This is a genomic window from Marinobacter sp. S0848L, assembly GCF_023016065.1.
In the GTDB taxonomy this organism is placed as follows: Bacteria; Pseudomonadota; Gammaproteobacteria; order Pseudomonadales; family Oleiphilaceae; genus Marinobacter.
Genome location: NZ_JALKAQ010000016.1, coordinates 1 through 24,165, shown reverse-complemented (window position 1 = coordinate 24,165; position 24,165 = coordinate 1). Strand labels below are relative to the sequence as shown.

General features: G+C 53.9%; 35 protein-coding genes and 1 pseudogene. 5 read left to right on the top strand and 31 right to left on the bottom strand.

Features of this window, described 5'->3' with window-relative positions; all coding sequences use genetic code 11:
* Positions 1–88 precede the first annotated feature (88 nt).
* From glnA to ntrC, 4 genes are all read left to right on the top strand, one after another.
* Positions 89–1,492, top strand: a complete 1,404-nt coding sequence (glnA, locus tag MWU64_RS14785; RefSeq protein WP_247065178.1) for a glutamate--ammonia ligase — start codon at positions 89–91, stop codon at positions 1,490–1,492.
* A 194-nt stretch (positions 1,493–1,686) separates the two neighbouring features.
* Positions 1,687–2,211 (top strand): DUF4124 domain-containing protein, encoded by a 525-nt coding sequence (locus MWU64_RS14780; protein WP_247065175.1) that lies wholly within the window; start codon positions 1,687–1,689, stop codon positions 2,209–2,211.
* A gap of 238 nt (positions 2,212–2,449) precedes the next feature.
* Entirely contained in the window at positions 2,450–3,550 is a 1,101-nt protein-coding gene (gene glnL / locus MWU64_RS14775) for a nitrogen regulation protein NR(II) (RefSeq protein WP_247065173.1), read from the top strand.
* Complete coding sequence (ntrC, locus tag MWU64_RS14770) at positions 3,547–4,980, top strand: nitrogen regulation protein NR(I) (protein WP_247065171.1); 1,434 nt, start codon at positions 3,547–3,549, stop codon at positions 4,978–4,980. Before glnL ends, ntrC begins: the two co-directional genes overlap by 4 nt.
* A 72-nt stretch (positions 4,981–5,052) precedes the next feature.
* Here the strand turns inward: ntrC and ssb are convergent, their stop codons facing one another.
* The gene (ssb, locus tag MWU64_RS14765) at positions 5,053–5,589 is read right to left on the bottom strand and encodes a single-stranded DNA-binding protein (protein ID WP_247065169.1); all 537 of its coding nucleotides are present in this window, start codon (positions 5,587–5,589) and stop codon (positions 5,053–5,055) included.
* Between the two features lie 57 nt (positions 5,590–5,646).
* Positions 5,647–7,017 (bottom strand): MFS transporter, encoded by a 1,371-nt coding sequence (locus MWU64_RS14760; RefSeq protein ID WP_247065167.1) that lies wholly within the window; start codon positions 7,015–7,017, stop codon positions 5,647–5,649.
* Between the two features lie 181 nt (positions 7,018–7,198).
* On the opposite strand from MWU64_RS14760, the gene uvrA reads away from it, so the two are divergent.
* Complete coding sequence (gene uvrA / locus MWU64_RS14755) at positions 7,199–10,021, top strand: excinuclease ABC subunit UvrA (RefSeq protein ID WP_247065165.1); 2,823 nt, start codon at positions 7,199–7,201, stop codon at positions 10,019–10,021.
* 217 nt (positions 10,022–10,238) lie between these two features.
* On the opposite strand, the gene rplQ is transcribed toward uvrA, so the two are convergent.
* From rplQ to MWU64_RS14610, 29 genes and pseudogenes are all read right to left on the bottom strand, one after another.
* Positions 10,239–10,634 carry a 50S ribosomal protein L17 gene (gene rplQ, locus MWU64_RS14750; protein ID WP_247065163.1) on the bottom strand — a complete coding sequence of 132 codons (396 nt, stop codon included), beginning with the start codon at positions 10,632–10,634 and terminating at the stop codon, positions 10,239–10,241.
* 33 nt (positions 10,635–10,667) lie between these two features.
* Positions 10,668–11,672: a DNA-directed RNA polymerase subunit alpha gene (gene rpoA, locus MWU64_RS14745; protein ID WP_133006537.1), complete on the bottom strand. Its 1,005-nt coding sequence runs from the start codon at positions 11,670–11,672 to the stop codon at positions 10,668–10,670.
* A 35-nt stretch (positions 11,673–11,707) separates the two neighbouring features.
* Positions 11,708–12,328 carry a 30S ribosomal protein S4 gene (gene rpsD, locus MWU64_RS14740; RefSeq protein ID WP_199007989.1) on the bottom strand — a complete coding sequence of 207 codons (621 nt, stop codon included), beginning with the start codon at positions 12,326–12,328 and terminating at the stop codon, positions 11,708–11,710.
* 18 nt (positions 12,329–12,346) lie between these two features.
* Complete coding sequence (gene rpsK / locus MWU64_RS14735) at positions 12,347–12,736, bottom strand: 30S ribosomal protein S11 (RefSeq protein WP_004580767.1); 390 nt, start codon at positions 12,734–12,736, stop codon at positions 12,347–12,349.
* Between the two features lie 13 nt (positions 12,737–12,749).
* Entirely contained in the window at positions 12,750–13,106 is a 357-nt protein-coding gene (rpsM, locus tag MWU64_RS14730; RefSeq protein WP_029655315.1) for a 30S ribosomal protein S13, read from the bottom strand.
* 140 nt (positions 13,107–13,246) lie between these two features.
* On the bottom strand, positions 13,247–13,360 hold the full coding sequence (gene rpmJ, locus MWU64_RS14725) for a 50S ribosomal protein L36 (RefSeq protein WP_008174902.1): 114 nt from the start codon (positions 13,358–13,360) through the stop codon (positions 13,247–13,249).
* Positions 13,361–13,391: 31 nt separating this feature from the next.
* Complete coding sequence (gene secY, locus MWU64_RS14720) at positions 13,392–14,714, bottom strand: preprotein translocase subunit SecY (protein ID WP_199007990.1); 1,323 nt, start codon at positions 14,712–14,714, stop codon at positions 13,392–13,394.
* Positions 14,715–14,731: 17 nt separating this feature from the next.
* The gene (rplO, locus tag MWU64_RS14715) at positions 14,732–15,166 is read right to left on the bottom strand and encodes a 50S ribosomal protein L15 (RefSeq protein WP_114335803.1); all 435 of its coding nucleotides are present in this window, start codon (positions 15,164–15,166) and stop codon (positions 14,732–14,734) included.
* 1 nt (position 15,167) lies between these two features.
* Complete coding sequence (gene rpmD, locus MWU64_RS14710; RefSeq protein ID WP_007153997.1) at positions 15,168–15,356, bottom strand: 50S ribosomal protein L30; 189 nt, start codon at positions 15,354–15,356, stop codon at positions 15,168–15,170.
* A 4-nt stretch (positions 15,357–15,360) separates the two neighbouring features.
* A complete protein-coding gene (rpsE, locus tag MWU64_RS14705) occupies positions 15,361–15,861 on the bottom strand; it encodes a 30S ribosomal protein S5 (protein ID WP_114335802.1) in 501 nt (166 codons plus the stop codon).
* Positions 15,862–15,873: 12 nt separating this feature from the next.
* The gene (gene rplR / locus MWU64_RS14700; RefSeq protein ID WP_114335801.1) at positions 15,874–16,221 is read right to left on the bottom strand and encodes a 50S ribosomal protein L18; all 348 of its coding nucleotides are present in this window, start codon (positions 16,219–16,221) and stop codon (positions 15,874–15,876) included.
* A gap of 9 nt (positions 16,222–16,230) precedes the next feature.
* Entirely contained in the window at positions 16,231–16,764 is a 534-nt protein-coding gene (gene rplF / locus MWU64_RS14695; protein WP_247065161.1) for a 50S ribosomal protein L6, read from the bottom strand.
* Positions 16,765–16,773: 9 nt separating this feature from the next.
* Complete coding sequence (rpsH, locus tag MWU64_RS14690; protein ID WP_114335799.1) at positions 16,774–17,166, bottom strand: 30S ribosomal protein S8; 393 nt, start codon at positions 17,164–17,166, stop codon at positions 16,774–16,776.
* A gap of 88 nt (positions 17,167–17,254) precedes the next feature.
* The gene (rpsN, locus tag MWU64_RS14685) at positions 17,255–17,560 is read right to left on the bottom strand and encodes a 30S ribosomal protein S14 (protein ID WP_199007993.1); all 306 of its coding nucleotides are present in this window, start codon (positions 17,558–17,560) and stop codon (positions 17,255–17,257) included.
* Positions 17,561–17,571: 11 nt separating this feature from the next.
* Positions 17,572–18,111: a 50S ribosomal protein L5 gene (gene rplE / locus MWU64_RS14680; protein ID WP_133006544.1), complete on the bottom strand. Its 540-nt coding sequence runs from the start codon at positions 18,109–18,111 to the stop codon at positions 17,572–17,574.
* A 15-nt stretch (positions 18,112–18,126) separates the two neighbouring features.
* Entirely contained in the window at positions 18,127–18,447 is a 321-nt protein-coding gene (gene rplX / locus MWU64_RS14675) for a 50S ribosomal protein L24 (RefSeq protein ID WP_114335796.1), read from the bottom strand.
* Between the two features lie 17 nt (positions 18,448–18,464).
* Entirely contained in the window at positions 18,465–18,833 is a 369-nt protein-coding gene (gene rplN / locus MWU64_RS14670) for a 50S ribosomal protein L14 (protein ID WP_114335795.1), read from the bottom strand.
* Positions 18,834–18,851: 18 nt separating this feature from the next.
* Complete coding sequence (gene rpsQ / locus MWU64_RS14665) at positions 18,852–19,118, bottom strand: 30S ribosomal protein S17 (protein WP_114335794.1); 267 nt, start codon at positions 19,116–19,118, stop codon at positions 18,852–18,854.
* A 1-nt stretch (position 19,119) separates the two neighbouring features.
* Positions 19,120–19,311 (bottom strand): 50S ribosomal protein L29, encoded by a 192-nt coding sequence (gene rpmC, locus MWU64_RS14660; protein WP_114335793.1) that lies wholly within the window; start codon positions 19,309–19,311, stop codon positions 19,120–19,122.
* Positions 19,311–19,724 carry a 50S ribosomal protein L16 gene (rplP, locus tag MWU64_RS14655; protein WP_199007994.1) on the bottom strand — a complete coding sequence of 138 codons (414 nt, stop codon included), beginning with the start codon at positions 19,722–19,724 and terminating at the stop codon, positions 19,311–19,313. Before rplP ends, rpmC begins: the two co-directional genes overlap by 1 nt.
* A gap of 12 nt (positions 19,725–19,736) precedes the next feature.
* Entirely contained in the window at positions 19,737–20,420 is a 684-nt protein-coding gene (rpsC, locus tag MWU64_RS14650) for a 30S ribosomal protein S3 (RefSeq protein ID WP_011784249.1), read from the bottom strand.
* An 11-nt stretch (positions 20,421–20,431) separates the two neighbouring features.
* Positions 20,432–20,764 carry a 50S ribosomal protein L22 gene (gene rplV, locus MWU64_RS14645; protein WP_044387658.1) on the bottom strand — a complete coding sequence of 111 codons (333 nt, stop codon included), beginning with the start codon at positions 20,762–20,764 and terminating at the stop codon, positions 20,432–20,434.
* 16 nt (positions 20,765–20,780) lie between these two features.
* Complete coding sequence (gene rpsS / locus MWU64_RS14640) at positions 20,781–21,056, bottom strand: 30S ribosomal protein S19 (RefSeq protein ID WP_114335791.1); 276 nt, start codon at positions 21,054–21,056, stop codon at positions 20,781–20,783.
* Between the two features lie 23 nt (positions 21,057–21,079).
* Positions 21,080–21,907, bottom strand: coding sequence for a 50S ribosomal protein L2 (gene rplB / locus MWU64_RS14635; RefSeq protein WP_247065158.1), 828 nt, complete (start codon positions 21,905–21,907; stop codon positions 21,080–21,082).
* Positions 21,908–21,924: 17 nt separating this feature from the next.
* Positions 21,925–22,218, bottom strand: coding sequence for a 50S ribosomal protein L23 (gene rplW / locus MWU64_RS14630; protein WP_114335789.1), 294 nt, complete (start codon positions 22,216–22,218; stop codon positions 21,925–21,927).
* Complete coding sequence (gene rplD / locus MWU64_RS14625) at positions 22,215–22,820, bottom strand: 50S ribosomal protein L4 (protein ID WP_247065156.1); 606 nt, start codon at positions 22,818–22,820, stop codon at positions 22,215–22,217. Before rplD ends, rplW begins: the two co-directional genes overlap by 4 nt.
* 11 nt (positions 22,821–22,831) lie before the next feature.
* Positions 22,832–23,470 carry a 50S ribosomal protein L3 gene (gene rplC, locus MWU64_RS14620; protein ID WP_114335787.1) on the bottom strand — a complete coding sequence of 213 codons (639 nt, stop codon included), beginning with the start codon at positions 23,468–23,470 and terminating at the stop codon, positions 22,832–22,834.
* A gap of 75 nt (positions 23,471–23,545) precedes the next feature.
* Positions 23,546–23,857 carry a 30S ribosomal protein S10 gene (rpsJ, locus tag MWU64_RS14615; RefSeq protein ID WP_041341420.1) on the bottom strand — a complete coding sequence of 104 codons (312 nt, stop codon included), beginning with the start codon at positions 23,855–23,857 and terminating at the stop codon, positions 23,546–23,548.
* Between the two features lie 188 nt (positions 23,858–24,045).
* Positions 24,046–24,165 (bottom strand): annotated as a pseudogene (locus MWU64_RS14610) (elongation factor Tu); the annotation flags it as partial.

Here is a 24,165-nt window from a genome sequence, read left to right as displayed (position 1 = left end):
TAAGCTCCCCTCACCTGCAAGCAGATCGGGCCTCAGTTCGCTGAACGATCCGGCACAACGAATATGTATAACTTACGGAGCATGCACAATGTCCAAGACTGTTGATTTGATCAAAGAGCACGAAGTCAAATGGGTCGACCTGCGTTTCACCGACACACGCGGCAAAGAACAACACGTAACCATGCCCGCCTCCGAGGTTGACGAAGACTTCTTCGCCGACGGCAAAATGTTCGACGGCTCTTCTATCGCTGGCTGGAAAGGCATCAACGAATCCGACATGATCCTGATGCCGGATGACAGCAGCTCCGTTCTGGACCCGTTCACTGAAGAAGCCACCATTAATATTACCTGCGACATCGTGGAACCGACCACCATGCAAGGTTATGAGCGTGACCCTCGCTCTGTTGCCCAGCGCGCTGAAGAATACCTGAAGTCCACCGGCATCGCCGATGGCGCTTTGTTCGGCCCGGAGCCTGAGTTCTTCATCTTCGATTCCGCTAAATGGAAAACGGACATGCAGGGCTCTATGTACGAGCTCTATTCAGAAGAAGCCGCCTGGGTTTCCGGCGAAGACTTCGACCGCAACAACATCGGTCACCGTCCGGGCGTTAAGGGTGGTTACTTCCCGGTACCACCGGTAGACAGCTTGCACGATCTTCGTGGCGCTATGTGTGCCGCTATGGAATCAATGGGCCTGACTATTGAGGTTCACCACCACGAAGTCGGCACCGCCGGACAGTGTGAAATTGGCGTAGGCCCTAACAGCCTGACCAAGAAAGCAGACGAAGTACAAATCCTGAAGTACTGCGTGCACAATGTTGCCCATGCATACGGCAAAACCGCAACCTTCATGCCTAAGCCGGTTGTCGGCGACAACGGTTCCGGCATGCACGTTCACATGTCCCTGAGCAAAGACGGCAAGAACCTGTTCGCAGGCGACAGCTATGCAGGCCTGAGTGACGAAGCGCTGTACTACGTTGGCGGAATCATCAAGCACGCCAAGGCAATCAACGCCTTCACCAACCCGGCCACCAACAGCTACAAGCGTTTGGTGCCAGGCTACGAAGCACCGGTTATGCTGGCCTACTCTGCTCGTAACCGTTCAGCCTCTATCCGTATTCCGTACGTGAACAGCGCCAAAGCCCGTCGTGTTGAAGTTCGCTTCCCTGACCCGGCCGCTAACCCGTACCTGGCCTTCGCCGCACTGATGATGGCTGGCTTGGACGGCATTCAGAATAAAATCCACCCTGGCGATGCCATGGACAAAGACCTTTACGACCTGCCGAAAGAAGAAGCCCTGAACATTCCGAAGGTTGCCGAAACACTGCAAGAAGCTCTGGATGCCCTACGGGACGATCACGAGTTCCTGACCCGTGGCAGCGTGTTCACTGAAGACATGATTGCTGGCTACATCGACCTGAAGCGTGCCGAAGTTGAGCGCATCAACATGACCACCCACCCGGTCGAATTCGAGCTGTACTACTCCTGCTAATTCAATGCACCGCTGAGGTGTTTTGAAGCAGCGAAAAACCCGCCTCGGCGGGTTTTTTTGTGGCCGGTGCCACAAAACCCAATCAACACCTGTCGCCCTTAACGAGATGTAACCAAGCGAGCCACCCGCAACGTTGATATCCCTTCCGCTGCGCCGGATAATCAAATGAGTTATCCAGAGCACAGGTCATCATCATGAAAATTCTCGTCACGCTCGCATCCGGAATGCTGCTGCTTGCCGCCTCTACCAGTTGGGCGGAGGTGTACCGCCACGTCGATGCACAAGGCAACGTTACTTTCTCCGACGAACCCATCAAGGGCGGCGAAACGGTCAAAGTGAAACCCGTCACCACCATCACTTTGCCGAAACCGGAGGCCGTGCGCGAAACCCGCAAACTGCGCGAAGAGGTTGAACGCCAAGGCGCCTCGTATGACAGTCTCGCTTTCACTTACCCCCAAGATAACCAAGCCTTTCACAGTGGCAACGGCACGGTCACCTTTGAAGTTCAAAGCAGCCCTGGCCTGAAGCCAGGCCACAAATACGAAATCGCACTCGACGGTCAGCCGGTCGGCCAAAGCACTTCAGGCTCCGTCACCGTCCCGAACATCGATCGGGGCACCCACAATGCCGTCGCCCACATCATCGATCGAAACGGCGTACAGGTTAAAACTGGCCAGCCCATTCGCTTTACAGTGCACCGCCCCTCTGTTGCACAGTAAAACAAATTGCACCAAATTAGTGCGAGCGCACTGATTTGGTGCCATGCTGCAGGCAACCAAAGGGCCAAACCCGGCCCGCTTGCAGCTTTATTAGCTTACGTGCCTCAATTGATAGCACAACAAGCCCTCTCCGGGTGCCCAATCTCGCAAGATCACGGTTAGTTAGACGAGACAGAAAAACTGGTTCGTTTATTGCTAAATCATAGCCATGACCATAAGCGCCCAACGGGATCATTGCATGTCGTTTCGACCGTCTACCACCCTGAACGCCGGGTATAAAAACATCCTCGATAGCCTGACGACCGCCGTCCTGGTTCTGGGCGATGATCTTACGATTCGCTACCTGAACCCGGCCGCCGAAAACCTGTTCGAAACGAGCCTCATGCGAACGCAGGGCACACCGCTGCATGACGTTTTGATCGATTCAGGAAATGCTTTAAGAACTCTGCACGCCGCTGCAAAAAATGGTCAGTCCTACACACGTCGTGAAGCCGAGTTCGCCTTGTTGACCGGATCACGTCTGATGGTGGACTATTCCGTGAGCCCTCTAAGCATTGACCCAATTGAACTATTAATTGAACTGCAACCGATAGACCGCCAGCTGCGCATTAGCCGGGAAGAAGACATCATTTCCCAGCAAGAAGCGTCGCGCATTCTCGTACGTGGCATGGCTCATGAAATCAAAAACCCTCTGGGCGGCATTCGAGGCGCAGCGCAACTGCTCGCCCGAGAACTCGCCAGTGACGACCAACGAGAATACACCCACGTTATTATCAATGAAGCCGATCGATTACGGAGCCTGGTGGATCGAATGCTTGGGCCCAATAAAGCCCTGAAAATCGCGCCCACCAACATTCACGAAATTCTGGAGCGAGTACGCACCCTGATTGAAGCCGAAAGCCGGGGCAAGGTTCAGCTTCTAAGAGATTACGACCCCAGTATCCCGGAATTCCCGGGCGATAAAGAACAACTCATTCAAGCGGTCTTGAACATAGCCCGAAACGCTATGGAAGCTGCTTTTGAAAACGAGCACGCATCAGACCCAGCAAAAGCTCCCACTATCACCTTCCGCACTCGCACTCTGAGGCAGTTCACCATCGGTCATCAACGCCACCGACTGGTTTGCCGCATCGACATTATCGACAACGGCCCCGGCATTCCGGCTGACCTGCTGCAAAACGTTTTTTACCCCATGATCAGTGGCCGGGCATCGGGCACAGGCTTAGGGCTTTCGATCACCCAAAGCATCATCGGCCAGCATCGAGGCTTGGTGGAATGTGAAAGCGAGCCAGGAAAAACCGACTTTATTATCTTCCTGCCTCTGGAGGACACGCTATGAATCAGCCAGAAAACGTCTGGATCATCGATGACGACAAAAGTATTCGCTGGGTCCTTGAGCGGGCGCTAAGCCAAGCCGGCTTACACGTGCAGGCATTTGACAGCGGCGAAGGCATTATTGCCCGCCTGGAGCACGAGCGGCCCGACGCCATTGTCAGCGACATACGTATGCCCGGAGTAGACGGCATCACCTTACTCTCAAGGATTGTAGCGCTGCACCCGGATATTCCGGTCATCATCATGACCGCCCACTCGGACTTGGACAGCGCTGTTACCAGTTACCAGACCGGCGCGTTTGAATACCTGCCCAAACCGTTTGACGTGGATGAAGCGGTGGCCCTGGTCAAACGCGCCATCGCTCACAGCCATGAACAACGAGCTTCCGCCGAGCCACACGTCGAAGAAGTACGAAAGAGCACCGAAATCATTGGCGAAGCACCGGCCATGCAAGAAGTGTTTCGGGCCATAGGGCGACTTTCAAATTCGAACATCACCGTGTTGATCAACGGCGAAAGCGGCACTGGCAAAGAGCTGGTTGCTCAGGCACTACACAACCACAGTCCCCGCGCCCGAAGCCCGTTTATTGCATTAAATATGGCGGCCATCCCTAAAGATCTTATTGAGTCGGAACTGTTTGGCCATGAAAAAGGCGCCTTCACCGGTGCCGGCGGCACCCGACAGGGGCGTTTCGAACAAGCCAATAGCGGCACCTTGTTTCTGGACGAAATCGGCGACATGCCGGCCGACACCCAAACCCGACTGCTGCGGGTTCTGGCAGACGGAGAGTTTTACCGGGTGGGCGGCACCACCCCCATCAAAGTGGATGTCCGCATCATTGCCGCTACCCACCAGGATCTTGAGAAACTGGTGAATGCAGGCAGCTTCCGGGAGGACTTGTTCCACCGTCTGAACGTGATTCGGATTCATCTGCCGAAACTGGCTGAGCGGCGCGCAGACATCCCCCGTCTTGTTCAGCATTTTCTTGAACAAGCCGCCAAAGAACTAGCCGTTGAACCCAAAATCCTGCGAAAAGATGCCGAAGAGTATCTCTCTACACTGCCTTGGCCGGGCAACGTTCGTCAGCTGGAGAACACCTGCCGATGGCTCACGGTGATGGCAAGTGGTCGCGAAATTCATGTCGCGGACTTACCTCCGGAACTCCTGGATCAAGCCGAGTCCGAGAACGATGCCATTGGCCAAACCTGGCAGGAAGGCCTGAAAAACTGGGCAGAACAGGAATTAAAGCGGGGCAAAAAAGGGGTACTGGATCGAGCCGTACCGGAGTTTGAGAAGATTATGATCGAAACCGCTCTGAAGCACACCGGTGGACGGCGCCGAGACGCCTCGATTTTGCTCGGCTGGGGCCGCAATACCTTAACTCGCAAGATCAATGAGCTGGGTTTGGACCATCCGGAAACACTGGAAGAGTAACGGTGAATCCGATAAAGCGATGGCTATAAAAAACCCGAGCAGCTGCTCGGGTTTTTTATACGCGATTCCGTCTTAGAAGGGGATGTCGTCGTCAAAGTCATCAATAGGCTCAGGCATGCTACCCGACTGCTGCTGTGGCGCAGGGTTATTGTAACCACCCTGTTGTTGCGGCTGCTGCGGTGCATTGTACTGCTGCTGAGACGCTTGGGGTTGCTGCTGCGGGCGACCTTGCGGAGCGCCTTGATTCATGCCACCTTCACTTCCGCGGCTATCCAGCATCTGCATCTGGCCGTTAATATCCACAACAATCTCTGTGGTGTAACGATCCTGCCCATCCTGACCCTGCCACTTACGGGTTTGCAGGCGGCCTTCGATATAGACCTTTGACCCTTTACGCAGGTATTGCCCGGCCACTTCGGCCACCTTTCCGAAGATGACAACCCGGTGCCACTCGGTTCTTGGGACCATCTGCCCCGTCTGGCGATCCTTGTAACTTTCGTCGGTCGCCAGGTTCAGGTTAACCACCGCGTTGCCGTTCGGGGTGTATCGGGTATCCGGGTCCTGGCCCAGGTTGCCGATCAGAATTACCTTGTTTATGCCTCGTGCCATGTTCTGCTCCTGGTGTATTTTGACCGAACACCTGCGTTCCCTGCAGGCATCCAATGTTTAAGTATTGTCACCCTGCCGCACAAATTCCAGGTGCGCAAGTTGATCTTCGTTAAAGTGCTGACGATCCACCTTCAAATAAGCCGTCGAGGCTTCTTCAACAATAACCACATCCGCCACGCCAGACAGGCCTCGCAAACGTCGATCGATATCGTCAAAAGGTATTGAGAGCGTATTGCTCAACTGAACCACCAAACTAGAGGTGTAGCTTGGCGCCGGCATGGTCAGAGCGACCAGCCACCAAATGGTTAATGCGCCCGCCATCAACCACAACACTCCATTCAAGCCGGTTTGCTGCAACAAATAGCCGCCTAACGCTCCTCCCAGAAACGCCCCCAAAAACTGAGACGTGGAATACACACCCATCGCCGTGCCCTTGCTCGCCGCAGGTGCTTCCTTGCTGATCAATGACGGCAAACTGGCTTCCAGCAAATTGAACGCCATGAAAAAGAAGAACAAAACCACCCACGCGAAGACCAGGCTATCCGTCACGCCAGTCATTGCAGCCGTTGCTACAGCCAACAACGCAATTGCGCCACAGAGCACGGGTTTCATTTTACGCTTTTTCTCACCAATGATGATAAACGGCACCATGGCAAAAAAAGAAGTCACCATCACCGTCAGATAAAACCACCAATGTGAACTGGCGGCCAAACCGAGCTGTTCCTTAAGAATGGTCGGGAACACCAGAAACAGCGCGGTCAACGCAAAATGCAGGGCAAAAATACCGAAATCCAGCCGCAACAACCGGCCATCCGCCAGGACCTTCCCTACCATCTCGCGGGCGGGATGGGTTTCGGCACTCACGGTATGCTGATGCGGCGTAGGAACAACCTTTGCCACCACAATTAACGCCAGTAAGGCCAGCACAGCGGTCGTGTAGAAAATGCCGGACAAGCCCCAAGCCGCGCCAAGCAAAGGCCCCACAACCAGTGAAACGGAAAAAGACAAGCCAATGGAGATACCAACCGTCGCCATCGCCTTGGTGCGCTGCTCTTCTCGAGTCAAGTCACTGAGCATCGCCATCAACACGCTGGCGATGGCCCCCGCACCTTGCAGTATTCGCCCTGCGATCACCCCGTAAATTGAGTCTGCAGCGCCGGCAAGGACACTGCCCGCTGCAAACAAAATCAGGCCGACATAAATCATTCGTTTTCGGCCGACCCGATCCGACATCAAGCCGAATGGAATTTGCAAAAGCGCCTGGCTTAAACCGTATGCTCCGATCGCAAAGCCTATCAGTGCCGGTGTCGCTCCTTGCAAATCACTGCCCAGCAGCACAAACACCGGCATAACCATAAACAGCCCCAGCATACGCATGGCGTAGACTGAAGCCAAAGCTGCGACTGAGCGTTTTTCTAGCGCGTCCATATAACCCGTGCCGGAGTGAATGAATAGGGTAGCGACCCTGGGCCGCGAGGCGCGCATTGTACCAGAACCCAGGCTTCGACGGGACTACTCACATTGGGGTGGATCCTACGTAGAGTCGGCAACTTAGCCGCGCCCTTCTGAAAACGATATACTGTTCGTTTTTTATCGGAAGCGAGGTGTTATGGACCATATCCAGATCAAGGGCGCGCGCACCCACAATCTGAAAAACATCGACCTGGATATGCCACGGGACAAACTCATCGTGATTACCGGGTTATCAGGCTCCGGTAAGTCGTCCCTGGCTTTCGACACGCTCTACGCTGAAGGTCAGCGTCGCTACGTAGAATCCTTGTCGACCTATGCGCGGCAGTTTCTGTCTATGATGGAAAAACCCGACGTGGACCATATCGAAGGCCTGTCACCAGCGATTTCCATTGAACAGAAATCCACTTCGCACAACCCGCGCTCAACCGTGGGGACCATTACCGAAATCTACGATTATTTGCGATTGTTGTTTGCCCGTGCAGGTGAGCCACGCTGCCCGGATCATCACCAGCCATTGGAAGCGCAAACTGTCAGCCAAATGGTCGATCAGGTGTTAGCACTCCCCGAAGACAGCAAACTGATGATTCTCGCGCCCGTGATCCGGGATCGTAAAGGCGAGCACCTGCAAGTGATCGACACCATGCGCAGCCAAGGATTTATTCGGCTTCGCGTAGACGGCACCGTCTATGATATCGATGACGTACCCGCGCTCGACAAAAAGCGCAAACACCAGATCGACGTGGTGGTTGATCGCTTCAAAGTAAAACCAGGATTGGAGCAGCGGCTCGCGGAGAGCTTCGAAACCGCCCTCGATCTATCCGATGGCATCGCACTCGTCGCCCCTATGTCTGGCGGAGGCGAAGAACATACGTTTTCCGCCCGCTACGCCTGTAACCAGTGCGGTTACTCCCTCAGCGAGCTTGAACCGCGGCTTTTTTCCTTCAACAACCCCGCGGGGGCATGCCCCACCTGCGACGGACTTGGCGTCCGCCAGTTTTTCGACCCCGAGAAAATCATTCAGCACCCTGAAGCAACTCTGGCGTCAGGCGCCATAAAAGGATGGGATCGCCGCGCCGTCTATTATTTTCAGATGCTCACCAGCGTTGCCGAGCACTACGGCATGGACCTGGAAACCCCATGGGACGAACTGCCCGAAGACTTCCAGAAAGCCCTGTTGCACGGCACCGGAGCGGAAGACGTGACGTTCCGGTACGTCAACTCGCGCGGACAGATCATCGAAAAGGCGCACCCGTTCGAAGGCATTCTGCCCAATCTCGAGCGCCGATACCGGGAAACGGAATCGCAAAGCATGCGCGAAGAGTTGGCCCGAAACCTCAGCACCCAGCCGTGTAAAGACTGCCACGGCTCGCGATTGAGACAGAGCGCCCGGCACGTCTTTATCAAAGAGCAAAACCTACCTGACGTGACTCGCATGCCGGTAGGCGAAGCGCACCATTATTTTGGGGAGTTGACCCTACCCGGGCGGAAAGGTGAAATCGCTGACAAGATCCTGAAAGAAGTTCGGGAACGGCTCCAGTTTTTAGTTAACGTCGGCCTCGAATACCTGACGCTGGAACGAAGCGCCGACACGCTGTCCGGCGGTGAAGCACAACGAATTCGTTTGGCCAGCCAGATCGGTGCAGGTTTGGTCGGTGTCATGTACATCCTCGACGAGCCTTCCATAGGCCTGCACCAGCGGGATAACGATCGGCTACTAGCCACCCTTACCCACCTGCGGGATTTGGGCAACACCGTCATTGTCGTTGAACACGACGAAGATGCGATCCGCGCCGCCGATTACGTTATCGACATCGGCCCCGGTGCAGGTGTACATGGCGGTCAAGTGGTCGCCAGAGGCACCCCGGGCGACATCATAAGCAACAAAGATTCCTTAACCGGCCAATACCTGAGTGGCGAAAAAAGCATCGCAATACCGCCCGAAAGGAACAAAGGCAACGGAAAAAATCTCGTACTGACGGGCGCGACAGGAAACAACCTGCAGGACGTCACACTGACACTTCCGCTAGGCATCATGACCTGCATAACCGGCGTTTCGGGTTCTGGCAAGTCCACCCTGATCAACAGCACGCTGTACCCTGTCGCAGCCGCGAAGCTCAACAAAGCCACCAGTTTGAGCCATGCCCCCTACAAGCATCTGAAAGGGCTGGAGCACCTGGACAAAGTCATCGACATCGACCAGAGCCCCATCGGCAGAACACCCCGCTCGAACCCGGCCACCTACACCGGGCTGTTTACACCGATCAGAGAATTGTTCGCGGGAACCCAGGAAGCCCGGTCGAGGGGCTACAAAGTCGGCCGCTTCTCGTTTAACGTCAAAGGCGGACGCTGCGAAGCCTGCCAAGGCGATGGCGTCATAAAAGTAGAAATGCACTTCCTGCCCGACGTGTACGTTCCCTGCGACATCTGTAAAGGCAAACGCTACAACCGGGAAACCCTGGAAGTCCGCTACAAAGGCAAAAACATCCACGAAGTGCTCGACATGACGGTGGAGGAAGGCCGCGAATTCTTCGACGCTGTACCCTTCTTGGCCCGGAAACTACAGACACTCATCGACGTAGGCCTGTCCTACATCCGCCTGGGACAAAGTGCGGTCACATTGTCTGGTGGTGAGGCACAGCGTGTGAAGCTCGCTAAAGAGCTCTCCAAACGAGACACCGGCAAGACTCTATACATCCTGGACGAGCCAACAACTGGCCTACACTTCTACGACATCCAACAGTTACTGAACGTCCTCCAGCGGCTACGTGACCATGGCAACACCATCGTGGTGATCGAACACAACCTGGACGTGATCAAAACCGCGGACTGGATTGTCGATCTGGGCCCGGAAGGTGGCTCTGGAGGTGGACAAATTATTGCAGAAGGTACACCGAAAGACGTAGCGGATAACGCAAAATCCCACACCGGAAAATACCTAAAGCCGATGCTGGAAAAATAAGGAAACCAGCACGGAGCCGAGTCGGCCTGGGGTGCTAGATCTATTTTCTGCCGGAAAAAGATGTCTGAGCGAAGCGAGTTATTTTTCCAAAGAAAATAGATCTAGCGCCCCGGGCCAGCCCGATATGCTTGAACGCTGCCTGAACTCCATATTCCAGACACAAAAAAACCGGGAACCTTTCGGATCCCGGCCTTTTCAAGAAATAGCCTAAACGATTTTACTCGTCGTCGCCCATCTCTTCAGCTTCGATGTCCAGAGGACGGCCGACCAGTTCGACAAATGCCATAGGGGCATTGTCGCCAGCACGGAAGCCGCACTTCAAAACTCGAAGATATCCACCCGGTCGCTCGTTGTAACGGGGGCCCAGCTCGTTGAAAAGCTTAGCTACCGCTGCATCGCTACGCAGGCGTGAAAACGCCAGACGACGGTTTGCAACCGAATCATTCTTTGCGAGCGTGATCAATGGCTCTGCTACCCGACGCAATTCTTTCGCTTTCGGGAGCGTCGTTTTGATCAGCTCGTGCTCAACCAGTGACGCAGTCATGTTACGGAACATGGCCTTGCGATGCGCACTGGTCCTGTTGAACTTACGACCACTCTTACGATGACGCATTGCTCTGATTCCTTACCTTAAACTAATCGGCGATTAACCGCCCAGAACCCGGTCATCACCACGAAGGCTTGCCGGCGGCCAGTTATCAAGACGCATTCCCAGTGACAGACCACGGGACGCTAGAACGTCCTTGATCTCGGTCAGCGACTTTTTGCCAAGGTTAGGCGTCTTCAGCAGCTCCACTTCTGTGCGCTGAATTAGATCGCCGATATAGTAAATGTTTTCTGCCTTCAAGCAGTTAGCCGAACGTACAGTCAACTCAAGATCATCAACCGGACGCAACAGAATCGGATCAATTTCTTCCTCTTCTTCTACACGCTCTGGCTCTTTCTCATGATCGAAATCGACGAATACAGCCAATTGCTGCTGGAGGATAGTCGCGGCCCGGCGAATCGCTTCTTCCGGATCGATCGTACCGTTAGTCTCCAGATCAATAACAAGCTTGTCGAGATCTGTACGCTGCTCAACCCGTGCACTTTCAACCGCATAAGACACTCGGCGAACCGGGCTGAACGTAGCATCAAGCTGCAAACGCCCAATGGCACGAGTTTCGTCCTCGTCCAGTCCACGCTGATCAGCCGGCTCGTAACCGCGACCACGAGACACGCGCAAGCGCATGTTCAGTTCGCCGTTCTCGCTCAGGTGACAGATAACGTGTTCCGGGTTAGCAATTTCAACGTCGTGATCCAACGTGATATCGCCAGCAGTTACAACGCCCGGACCTTTTTTGCTGAGTGTCAGCTCAGTGTCATCACGTCCGTTCATCTTTACGGCAACGCCCTTGAGGTTCAAAAGAATCTCAATGACGTCCTCCTGGACACCCTCGATGGCACTGTACTCGTGCAGGACACCGTCGATCTGTGCTTCAGTCACGGCGCAGCCTGGCATCGAAGACAGAAGAATACGACGAAGCGCACTGCCCAGGGTATGACCGAAGCCGCGCTCGAGCGGCTCCAGTGTAACCTTGGCACGCAAAGCGCCGGACTCTTTCACGTCGATCGTACGAGGTGTCAATAACTCATGTACTGAACGCTGCATAGACGCCCCTATCTGCTATCGTTGCTAACTGGGCTTTACTTAGAGTAAAGCTCGACGATGAGGTTCTCGTTGATGTCGGCAGGCAGTTCAGTACGCTCAGGTACTGACTTGTAAACGCCGGACATCTTGTTGGCGTCAACCTCTACCCAGCTCACCGGCGCGCGGCTGCTAGCCAGTTCCAGAGCGCCTTTAACGCGCAACTGGTTCTTGGCCTTCTCGCGCAGACTCACAACATCACCTGCTTTAACTTGATAAGACGGAATGTTTACCGGCTTATCGTTAACCAGGATCGCTTTGTGAGAAACGAGCTGACGGGACTCAGCACGGGTAGAACCAAAGCCCATGCGATATACAACGTTATCCAGACGGCCTTCCAGAAGTTGCAGCAGGTTTTCACCGGTTGCACCCTTCCGACGGGCTGCCTCTTTGTAGTACCCACGGAACTGCTTCTCAAGCACACCGTAGATACGACGAACCTTTTGCTTCTCGCGAAGCTGCAAGCCGTACTCGGACAGACGACCGCGACGCGCGCCGTGCATACCCGGCGGAGTCTCGATGTTGCACTTGGAATCGAGCGCGCGAACACCGCTCTTCAGAAAAAGATCTGTCCCTTCACGACGAGACAGCTTGCACTTCGGGCCTATATAACGAGCCATATTTCACTGTCTCCTGTGTTAGACGCGGCGCTTTTTGGGCGGACGACAACCGTTATGGGGAATCGGCGTCACATCAGTGATGTTAGTGATCTTGTAGCCGCACCCATTCAGAGCACGAACTGCAGATTCACGTCCGGGCCCAGGACCCTTAACCTCTACGTCCAGGTTTTTAAGGCCGTATTCAGCAGCCGCATTACCGGCTCTTTCAGCTGCTACCTGCGCAGCAAAAGGTGTGCTCTTACGTGAGCCGCGGAAACCGGAACCACCTGAGGTGGCCCAAGACAATACATTGCCCTGGCGGTCCGAAATGGTCACGATGGTGTTGTTGAAGGACGCGTGAATGTGCGCGACGCCATCAACAACCGTCTTTTTCACCTTTTTACGGGTACGTGTACCTGGCTTTGCCATGTTTGCCTACCTGTTACTTACGAATAGGTTTGCGTGGACCTTTACGGGTGCGGGCGTTGGTCTTGGTGCGCTGGCCGCGAACTGGAAGTCCGTGACGATGGCGCAGACCACGGAAGCAACCGAGATCCTTCAAACGCTTAATGTTCATCTGTACTTCACGACGCAAATCGCCTTCGACGGTAAACTTGCCCACTTCGGTACGAAGTGCTTCAAGCTGCTCGTCGCTAAGGTCTTTGACCTTGACGTCCGGCTTAACGCCGGTTGCATCGCAAAGCTTCTGGGCTGTTGTCTTGCCGACACCAAAGATGTATGTCAGTGAGATAACAGCATGTTTGTGATCGGGTATATTGACACCGGCTATACGTGCCATCCAAATTACTCCGCGTTCAAAGCTTTGCTGTGTGAATTTTCCGCCACAAAAAGGGCGCGAAATAATAACGCTTGACTCAGGCTTGAGTCAAGCGCCTTATTCCGAACCCCTTTTACAATGTCAGTTCTGATCCCGAAGGATTAGCCCTGGCGCTGCTTGTGGCGAGGCTCCGAGCAGATGACTCGCACTGAGCCATTGCGTCGAATTACTTTGCAGTTACGGCAAATTTTCTTTACCGAAGCGCGTACTTTCATTGTCGACTCCAGTTTTCAAGGGGAACGGCTATCAGCCGTTCCGTCCATAGCCCTTGAGATTGGATTTCTTCATCAGCGATTCATACTGATGAGACATCAGGTGCGACTGAACCTGCGCCATGAAATCCATCACCACGACTACAACAATCAGCAGTGAGGTACCACCAAGATAGAAGGGTACGTTACCTGCCACCATCAGGAACTGAGGGAACAGGGACACCGCCGCAATATACATAGCCCCGAACAACGTAAGACGAGTAAGAACACCGTCGATGTACTTAGCTGTCTGCTCTCCCGGACGAATCCCCGGAATGAACGCGCCGGAACGCTTGAGGTTATCCGCAACTTCTTTAGGGTTGTACATCAGCGCTGTGTAGAAGAAGCAGAAGAAAACGACTGCTGCTGCGAACAGAATAATATACAAAGGTTGGCTCGGAGCCAATGCCTGTGAGATATCGCTCAACCATTCCATGCCTTCACCTTGCCCGAACCACTGACCCAGTGATGCCGGGAACAGCAGAATCGATGAAGCAAAGATCGGCGGGATAACACCAGCCATGTTCACCTTTAGAGGCAAATGACTGGATTGCTGAGCAAATACCTGACGCCCCTGTTGTCGCTTTGCATAGTTAATGGTAAGGCGGCGTTGACCGCGCTCCATAAACACCACAAATCCGACTACAGCAACGGCGAGCACGCCAATACCGAGCACAACCAGCAGACTCATCTCTCCGTTACGCGCCTGCTCCAGGGTCTGACCAATAGCCCCCGGCAAGCCCGCGACGATACCTGCAAAAATGAGCAGGGAGATACCGTTTCCGATACCACGCTCGGTGATCTGCTCACCCAGCCACATCATGAAGACGGCACCACAAACGAAAGAGACAACCGCCACAAAATGGAAGCTGAAGCTATCGTTGAACGTAACACCTTGAGAGGCAAGCCCCACCGAAATACCGAAGCCCTGAACCAGGGCCAGGATAACCGTACCATACCGCGTGTACTGGCTAATCTTGCGACGACCAGCTTCACCCTCTTTCTTGAGCTGCTCAAGCTGCGGACTGACCGCCGTCATGAGCTGCATAATAATCGAGGCAGAAATATACGGCATGATACCGAGTGCGAAAATACTCATGCGCTCAAGCGCACCACCGGAGAACATGTTAAACAGACTCAGGATTGTGCCCTGGTTCTGATCAAACAATGCCGCCAAACGGTCTGGGTTGATGCCCGGCACCGGAATATGAGCACCGATGCGGTACACCAACAACGCCAGAAAGACAAACCAGAGCCGCGAACGCAGCTCTGCAAATCCTTTTCCAGCGCCCGCAGGCAATGATGCTGTCTTGGCCATTTAGTCCTCGACTCGTCTTAGTCTTCGACTTTCCCACCCGCGGCAACAATTGCCTCGCGTGCGCCCTTAGTGACACGTAGCCCTTTAACGGTTACCGCACGGTCCAGCTCACCAGACAGCATGACTTTAGCAACACGAATTTCTTCGCGAATAATGTCAGCTTTCTTCAGAGCAGCCAGATCGACCACGTCACCCTCAACCTTCGCCAACTCGTTCAGGCGAATTTCAGCAACGTAACGCTGCTGACGAGAGGTGAAACCGAATTTTGGCAGACGACGGGCCAAAGGCTGCTGACCACCCTCGAAACCAGGGGCAACAGAGCCACCGGAACGGGATTTCAGACCTTTGTGACCACGACCGCCCGTTTTACCGAGTCCGCTACCGATACCACGACCTACACGCTTAGCGGTAGGACGTGAACCAGGTTCCGGAGCAAGTTCGTTCAGACGCATCTTAGTTCTCCTCAACCTGCACCAGGTAATTAACCCGGTTGATCATACCGCGAATCGAAGGAGTATCTTCAACTTCAACAGTGTGACCGATTTTACGAAGACCCAAGCCTTTTACACAAAGCTTGTGCTTAGGCTGGCAGCCGATCGGGCTGCGGGTCAGAGTTACTTTGATCGTTTTTGCGTTCGCCATGACTTCAACCCAGGATTTCTTCGACGGATTTACCGCGCTTGGCTGCAACATCTTCAGGCGCGTTCATTGCCTGCAGACCCTTAATGGTTGAACGTACAACGTTCACCGGGTTGGTAGAGCCGTAGCACTTGGAGAGAACGTTCTGAACGCCCGCAACTTCAAGCACTGCACGCATCGCACCACCAGCAATAACACCGGTACCTTCAGAGGCCGGCATCATGAACACTTTAGACCCACCGTGCTGGGCACGAACCGGGTACTGCAGAGTGTTGCCGTCTAGGGCGACGTCTACCATGTTCTTACGCGCAGCTTCCATAGCCTTCTGGATCGCAACCGGAACTTCCCGGGCTTTACCACGACCAAAACCAACGCGTCCTTTACCATCACCCACTACGGTCAGTGCGGTGAAGGCGAAGATACGGCCGCCTTTTACAACCTTAGCGACTCGATTGACCTGAACCAGCCTTTCCTGGAGCTCAGGCGCCTTCTGTTCGTTAACGCTCATCTTCTCCACCTCTTAGAATTGCAAGCCAGCTTCACGAGCACCGTCGGCCAAAGCCTGAATGCGACCGTGATAACGGTAACCTGAGCGGTCAAATGCGACCTTCTCAATGCCTGCCGCTTTAGCACGTTCAGCGATCAGCTGACCCACTTTTTTAGCGGCGTCCACGTTACCGGTTGCACCCTGGCGCAATTCCTTATCCAACGTGGAGGCAGTTGCCAGCACTTTGCTGCCATCTGCTGTAGTAACCTGGGCGTACATGTGACGCGGCGTGCGGTGAACGCACAGACGGTCAGTACCCAGCTCACGAATCTTCATGCGCACTTTACGTGCGCGACGCAGTCTTTCGTTATTCGCGCTCATAGTCCCGCCTTATTTCTTCTTGGCTTCTTTGCGTCTGACCTGCTCATCCGCATAACGAACACCCTTACCCTTATAAGGCTCGGGCGGACGGAACGCACGAATGTCTGCAGCGACCTGGCCAACCTGTTGCTTGTCGATACCGCGAATTACAATTTCCGTGTTAGACGGAGTTTCAGCGGTAACACCCTCGGGCAGCTCATACTCTACCGGGTGAGAAAAACCCAGCGTCAGATTGAGCTTCTTGCCTTGCGCCTGAGCACGGTAACCTACGCCTGTCAGCTGAAGCTTGCGCTCCCAGCCTGTAGACACGCCGTTAACCATATTGTTAACCAGCGCCCGAGTAGTACCAGCAAGAGCGCGGGACTTTTTAGCACCATCGCGGGCCGCGAAACGAAGACGACCGTCTTCCTGCGTTACTTCAACCGCTTGGTGAATGTTAAATTCAAGCGCTCCTTTGGAGCCCTTTACGTTGATTTCCTGTCCGTTCAGCTTAACCTCAACACCGGAAGGCAGCACGACAGGATTATTGGCAACCCTGGACATGTGATTCTCCTAGAATACGGTGCAGATGACTTCGCCACCCACGCCAGCAGCTCGTGCGGCGCGGTCTGTCATAACGCCTTTGGACGTTGAGACAATCGCGACTCCCAGACCGCCGGATACCTTCGGCAGCTCCCCAGCGCCCTTATACTGGCGCAGACTCGGACGGCTAACCCGCTTGATCTCTTCAATAACCGGCTTGCCACCGAAATATTTCAGATTGATCGTTAGCTGGGGCTTCGCATCAGCTGAAACGGAAAATTCTCCTACGTAACCTTCATCCTTAAGGACCTGGGCCACGGAGATTTTCATCTTGGAAGATGGCATGACCACATCGGCCTTCTGCGCCATCTGAGCGTTACGAATACGCGTGAACATATCCGCAAGCGTATCTTGCATACTCATTACAATGAGTCTCCTGATCTTTTTAGTTGTGCAGCGGCGCGCCGCACCGCTTACCAACGGGCTCCTGACCGAAGTCAGGATGCCTGTCTTACCAGCTTGCCTTAGTCAGCCCTGGAACGTCACCGCGCATGCCGTATTCACGGAGCTTAATCCGTGAAAGTTCGAACTTGCGCAGAACGCCGTGAGGACGACCAGTCACCTGGCAACGATTCCGAAGACGTGAAGGGCTCGCATTGCGAGGCTGCTGCTGCAGCTTCATCTGCGCGTCCCAACGATCTTCGTCGCTGGTATTAGGGTTTTTGATAATCGCCTTGAGTTCAGCGCGCTTGGCTGCGTACTTAGCCACAGTCTGCTCACGCTTCAGCTCACGGTTTTTCATTGAAACCTTAGCCATAGTCTCGTTCCTTATTTCTTGAACGGAAAGCCGAAGGCTTTCAACAGTTCGCGACCTTCGTCGTCGGTACCGGCAGAGGTAGTGATGGTGATATCCAACCCGCGGACCTTGTCGACTTTGTCGTACTCGATCTCAGGAAAGATGATCTGCTCACGCACACCCATGCTGTAGTTACCGCGACCGTCGAAGGATTTCGGGTTGAGGCCACGGAAATCACGAATGCGGGGTACCGCAATGTGAACCAGGCGATCAAAGAAATCCCACATGCGCTCACCGCGCAGGGTCACTTTACAACCAATCGGCCAACCTTCACGGATTTTAAAGCCCGCTACGGATTTTCTCGCCTTGGTCACAACAACTTTCTGACCCGCCAGACGCTCAAGATCTGCGACGGCATTTTCGATCAGCTTCTTGTCACCAACAGCTTCACCGACACCCATGTTCAGGGTGATTTTTTCGATACGCGGAACCTGCATAACGTTCTTGTAGCCGAACTCTTTCTGCAGGGCGGGTACCACTTCCTTTGAATACTGCTCTTTCATGTTAAGCATCGTAACCACCACCGCTTACTGGTTATCGACAGGTTCTTTCGTGGACTTGAAGATCCGCACTTTAGTGCCGTCTTCCTTGATCTGGAAGCCAACACGATCGGCTTTGCCGGTCTGCGGATTAAAAATAGCCACGTTGGAAGCCTGGATAGGCGCTTCTTTTTCGACGATACCACCTGGGGTGCCGAGCATCGGGTTAGGCTTTGTGTGCTTCTTGATCATGTTGATACCAGAAACAATCACGCGACCATCGTCCTGAACCTTCAGAACTTTACCACGTTTCTCTTTGTCTTTCCCCGCGGTGACGATTACTTCGTCATCTCGTTTAATCTTTTTCATAACCGGCCTCTGGTCCTTTAAAGTACTTCGGGTGCCAGTGAGATAATCTTCATGAACTTTTCGTTCCGCAGCTCACGAGTAACCGGTCCGAAGATACGGGTACCAATGGGCGCATCCTGAGTGTTCAGAAGTACCGCCGCGTTACCGTCAAAACGGATCAAAGAACCGTCTGGACGACGCACACCCTTACGGGTACGTACTACAACAGCCTTAAGGACCTGGCCTTTCTTCACCTTGCCGCGTGGGATGGCTTCCTTAACGGTTACCTTGATGATATCCCCAACGCTGGCATAACGCCGGTGAGATCCGCCCAGGACCTTGATACACATAACTTGACGTGCACCGCTGTTATCCGCGACTTCAAGCATTGTTTGAGTCTGAATCATGGTTGTTCTCCGGGCGAATTACACCTTGGAAGCGCGTTCGGTGACCTCAACCAGAGCCCAGCTCTTAGTCTTGGAGACCGGACGGGTTTCCTCGATGGTTACGGTGTCGCCGATGTTGCACTGATTGCTTTCATCGTGCGCATGGATCTTGGTTGAACGCTTCATGTACTTACCGTACAGAGGGTGCTTCACCTGACGCTCAACCAGGACCACGATGGACTTGTCCATCTTGTTGCTCACGACCTTCCCGCTCAGAGTTCTGGCAGTTTGGGTAGCTTCGGTCATGTCACTGTCCTGCCTTTTCATTCATTACCGTTTTAACGCGCGCAATGTCGCGTTTCACGTTGCCGAGGAGATGAGACTGATTCAGCTGACCTGTTGCTTTACGCATACGCAGGTTGAACTGCTCCTTCAGGAGGTTGATCAGCTCGCTGTTCAGCTCCTCAACGGACTTTTCACGCAGCTCTGTTGCTTTCATCACATCACCGTCCTCGTTACAAAGGTGGTCTGTACAGGCAGTTTGGCCGCTGCCAATGTGAAGGCTTCCCGAGCCAAATCCTCGGATACACCTTCCATTTCGTAGAGCATGCGGCCTGGCTGAATTTCAGCCACCCAATACTCGACAGAACCCTTACCTTTACCCATTCGAACTTCAAGTGGTTTACCGGTGATCGGCTTATCCGGGAATACCCGAATCCAGATCTTACCGCCCCTCTTGATCTTACGAGTCATGGTACGACGCGCTGCCTCAATCTGACGCGCAGTTATACGTCCACGGGTTGTCGCTTTCAATCCGTATTCACCGAAGCTCACCTTAGTAGCTCGCTGAGCAAGACCGGTGTTACGGCCTTTCATTACCTTGCGAAATTTGGTGCGTTTTGGTTGCAGCATATGAGTGCCCCTTTACTTAGAACCTTTCTTCCCAGAGGCTTTCTTGTCAGCACGGACCTGTTCCATACCACCAAGAATCTCACCTTTGAAGATCCATACCTTCACGCCGATAACGCCGTAAGTGGTGTGCGCTTCATAGGTTGCGTAATCAATATCTGCACGCAGTGTGTGCAGAGGAACACGACCTTCGCGATACCACTCGGAACGTGCGATTTCAGCACCCCCAAGACGACCACCAACCTGAATCTTGATACCCTTGGCACCCTGACGCATTGCGTTCTGTACCGCACGCTTCATAGCGCGACGGAACATCACACGACGCTCAAGCTGACCGGCAACGTTTTGCGCTACCAGGCGGGCATCCAGGTCCGGCTTGCGGACTTCTTCGATGTTGATGTGCACGGGCACACCCATCATGTCGCTAACTTCACGACGCAGACGGTCAACATCTTCACCCTTCTTACCGATAACAATACCGGGACGGGCGGTATGGATCGTGATCCGGGCGTTCTGAGCAGGGCGCTCGATCACGATCTTGCTGACAGACGCCTTAACCAGACGCTTGTCGAGGAACTCGCGAACCTGAATGTCATTCAACAGGTTTTTCGCGTAGTCCTTTTTGTCGGCGTACCAAACTGAGTTGTGTTCTTTAATCACACCCAGGCGTATGCCGGTCGGATTTACTTTATGACCCATCTGAGCATCTCCTACTTGTCGGCGACCTTGACGGTGATATGACAGGTGCGCTTCATAATACGGTCAGCGCGCCCCTTGGCTCGAGCTTTGATTCGCTTGAGCGTTGGGCCTTCATCCACCATAACAGTGGAGACCCGCAGATCATCAACGTCTAGACCTTCGTTGTGCTCAGCGTTAGCGATGGCAGACTCAAGAGCTTTCTTGATCACGCCAGCCGCCTTCTTCGGGCTGAAAGTCAAAATGTTCAGGGCGTCCTCAACAGCCTTGCCGCGTACTTGGTCAGCGACAAGACGCGCTTTCTGAGCTGAGAGGCGAGCGCCCTTATACTTGGCTGCTACTTCCATTTCTATTACCTCAGGATCAGCGTTTAGCTTTCTTGTCGGCCGCATGACCACGATAAGTACGCGTTGCCGCGAACTCACCCAGCTTATGTCCTACCATATCTTCAGTGACATAAACCGGCACGTGCTGCTTGCCGTTGTGGACTGCAATGGTCAGGCCTACCATCTCTGGGAAAATTGTCGACCGGCGGGACCAGGTTTTAATTGGACGCTTGTCGCTTTTTTCCAGAGCTGCCTCGACCTTCTTCAACAGATGCAGGTCTATAAAAGGACCTTTCTTTAAAGAACGTGGCACAGCAATTACCTCTATGTAGTCGTTTACTTGGCCGAACGACGACGTACTATCATCTTATCAGTACGTTTGTTCTTACGAGTCTTATGCCCTTTGGTCGGAACACCCCACGGAGTAACCGGGTGACGTCCACCAGAGGTACGCCCTTCACCACCACCATGCGGGTGGTCAACTGGGTTCATAGCAACACCACGTACTGTTGGACGTTTACCGCGCCAACGTGATGCACCCGCTTTACCAAGCTGCTTCAGACTGTGCTCACTGTTGGATACTTCACCCAACGTAGCGCGACAATCTACAAGCACCTTACGCATTTCACCTGAACGCAGGCGGATAGTGGCGTAAGCCCCTTCCCTTGCAACCAGCTGTACGGATGCGCCCGCAGAGCGAGCCAGCTGAGCACCTTTGCCAGGCTTGAGTTCGACGCAGTGAATCACTGAACCAACCGGGATATTCCGGAGCGGCAAAGTGGAACCCACCTTAATCGGCGCGTCGACGCCGGAGCGCACAGGATCGCCAGCCTTCATGCCTTTGGGCGCAACAATGTAACGACGCTCGCCATCGGCATACTTGACCAACGCAATGTGCGCTGAACGGTTAGGATCGTATTCCAGGCGCTCAATGACCGCCGGGATACCATCTTTAGTCCGCTTAAAATCGATTACACGGTAGTGCTGCTTGTGACCACCACCAATGTGACGACTGGTAATACGGCCATTGTTATTACGGCCACCAGTCCTACTCTGTGCTTCTACCAACGACTGGTATGGGCGCCCTTTGTGCAAATCCGGGTTGTAAAGCTTTACAACGTGACGGCGTCCGGCAGATGTTGGTTTGGTCTTGACGATCGGCATATTACGACCCCTTTACCTTATTCCACATCCAGAAAATCGATGTCCTGACCTTCTGCCAGCTTAACGTAAGCCTTACGAATGTCATTACGCTTGCCGAACCCGCGGATAGTGCGCTTAAGCTTACCCTTACGGTTCAGAACCTGAACACCTTCTACGGTGACGTTGAACAGTTGCTCAACGGCTTTTTTGATCTCGGGCTTGGTCGCATCAGGGGCAACACGAAAAACTACCTGACCGTGTTCCGCTACGCGAGAAGCTTTCTCCGACACGAGTGGTCCAAGCAGGACCTTGTAAATACGTTCCTGATTCATCCCAGCATCTCCTCGATCTTCTTCAGAGCGGGAACAGTGACCACGACTTTCTCGTAGGCAACCAGGCTAACAGGGTCCAGACCTGCAACGTCGCGAACGTCCACGTGAGGGATATTGCGAGAAGCAAGGTGCAGGTTCTGCTCAACGGTCTCGGACAGAATCAGGGCATTGGAAACACCCAGCTCTGCGAGCTTCGCTGTGAACACCTTGGTTTTAGGAGTATCGACGCTGATCTCGTCAACCACTACCAGACGTTCCTGACGAACCAGCTCGGAAAGGATCGAGCACATGGCCGCACGGTACATCTTACGGTTAACTTTCTGTTCAAAGTCGCGAGGCTTGGCAGCAAATGTTACGCCACCTGAACGCCAGATCGGGCTTCGAATGGTGCCGGCACGCGCACGGCCAGTACCCTTTTGACGCCAAGGCTTCTTACCACCACCTCTGACTTCAGAACGTGTCTTCTGAGCTTTGGTGCCCTGACGGCCAGCTGCCATGTACGCAGTAACCACCTGGTGAACCAGAGCCTCGTTAAAATCTTTGGCAAACGCAGCATCGGAAACAGAGATTCCCTTGCCGCTACCAGTAATTGTCAATTCCATCGAACCGCTCCTCAGGCTTTGACTGCAGGCTTGATGACAACATCGCCGCCAGTTGCGCCGGGTACGGCACCACTTACTAGCAGCAGGTTGCGCTCGGCATCGACACGGACAATCTTGAGGTTTTGCACGGTAACCTGCGCATTACCCATCTGACCGGCCATCTTTTTACCCTTGAATACCTTACCCGGAGTCTGGTTCTGACCAATGGAACCCGGAGCCCGGTGAGAAAGGGAGTTACCGTGGGTAGCATCCTGCATGGAGAAGTTCCAGCGCTTAACACCGCCCTGGAAGCCCTTACCCTTGGAGCGACCAGTGGCATCAACCACTTGACCGTCTTCGAATACAGAGACTGTCAGCTCGCCGCCAGCGGCCAGCTCTTCACCTTCACCATCTGCCAAACGGAATTCCCAGGAACCACGACCAGCTTCAACACCGGCTTTAGCGTAGTGACCTGCTTCCGCTTTAGTAACACGGGAGGAACGACGAGAACCTACGGTTACCTGAACTGCGCGGTAGCCGTCGTTTTCGAGAGTTTTAAGTTGAGTAATCCGGTTGGGCTCAACCTCGATTACTGTAACAGGCAGCGCCTGCCCATCTTCCGTAAAAATACGGGTCATACCGGCCTTACGACCGACAACACCAATTGCCATGTTTCACCTCTTAAGTGTACGGGGCTCGCACCCTCTATGGCCTATGACAGTTACACACACTAATACCGGAAGGTATTAGCCGAGGCTGATCTGAACGTCTACACCTGCTGCCAGGTCCAACTTCATCAGAGCATCCACTGTCTTTTCCGTAGGCTCAACAATGTCGAGCAAACGCTTGTGCGTACGAATTTCATACTGATCACGCGCGTCTTTGTTGACGTGCGGGGATACCAGTATCGTGTACTTTTCCTTCCGCGTCGGCAGAGGAATAGGACCACGTACTTGAGCGCCGGTCCGCTTAGCGGTATCGACGATCTCCTGCGTGGACTGGTCGATAAGGCGATAATCAAACGCCTTCAACCGGATTCGAATTTTTTGGCTTTGCATGATGCACCAAACTCCACTCGTAGCAGCTACTAGTTAGCCGACCTTCAAAAAAAGGAGCCGCATTGTATGCATAATACCCAACCGTGTCAACTGCCGAAGCAATTGACACGGTTGGGAGTAGCTTTGCGACCTAAACAGAAAAAGGGGCTGATAATTTTCAGCCCCTTTTTCCTGATCAACCGAGCGTATTACTCGATGATCTTGGCAACAACACCGGCGCCAACGGTACGGCCGCCTTCACGAATCGCGAAGCGCAGACCATCTTCCATGGCGATCGGAGCGATCAGAGTAACAACCATCTGAACGTT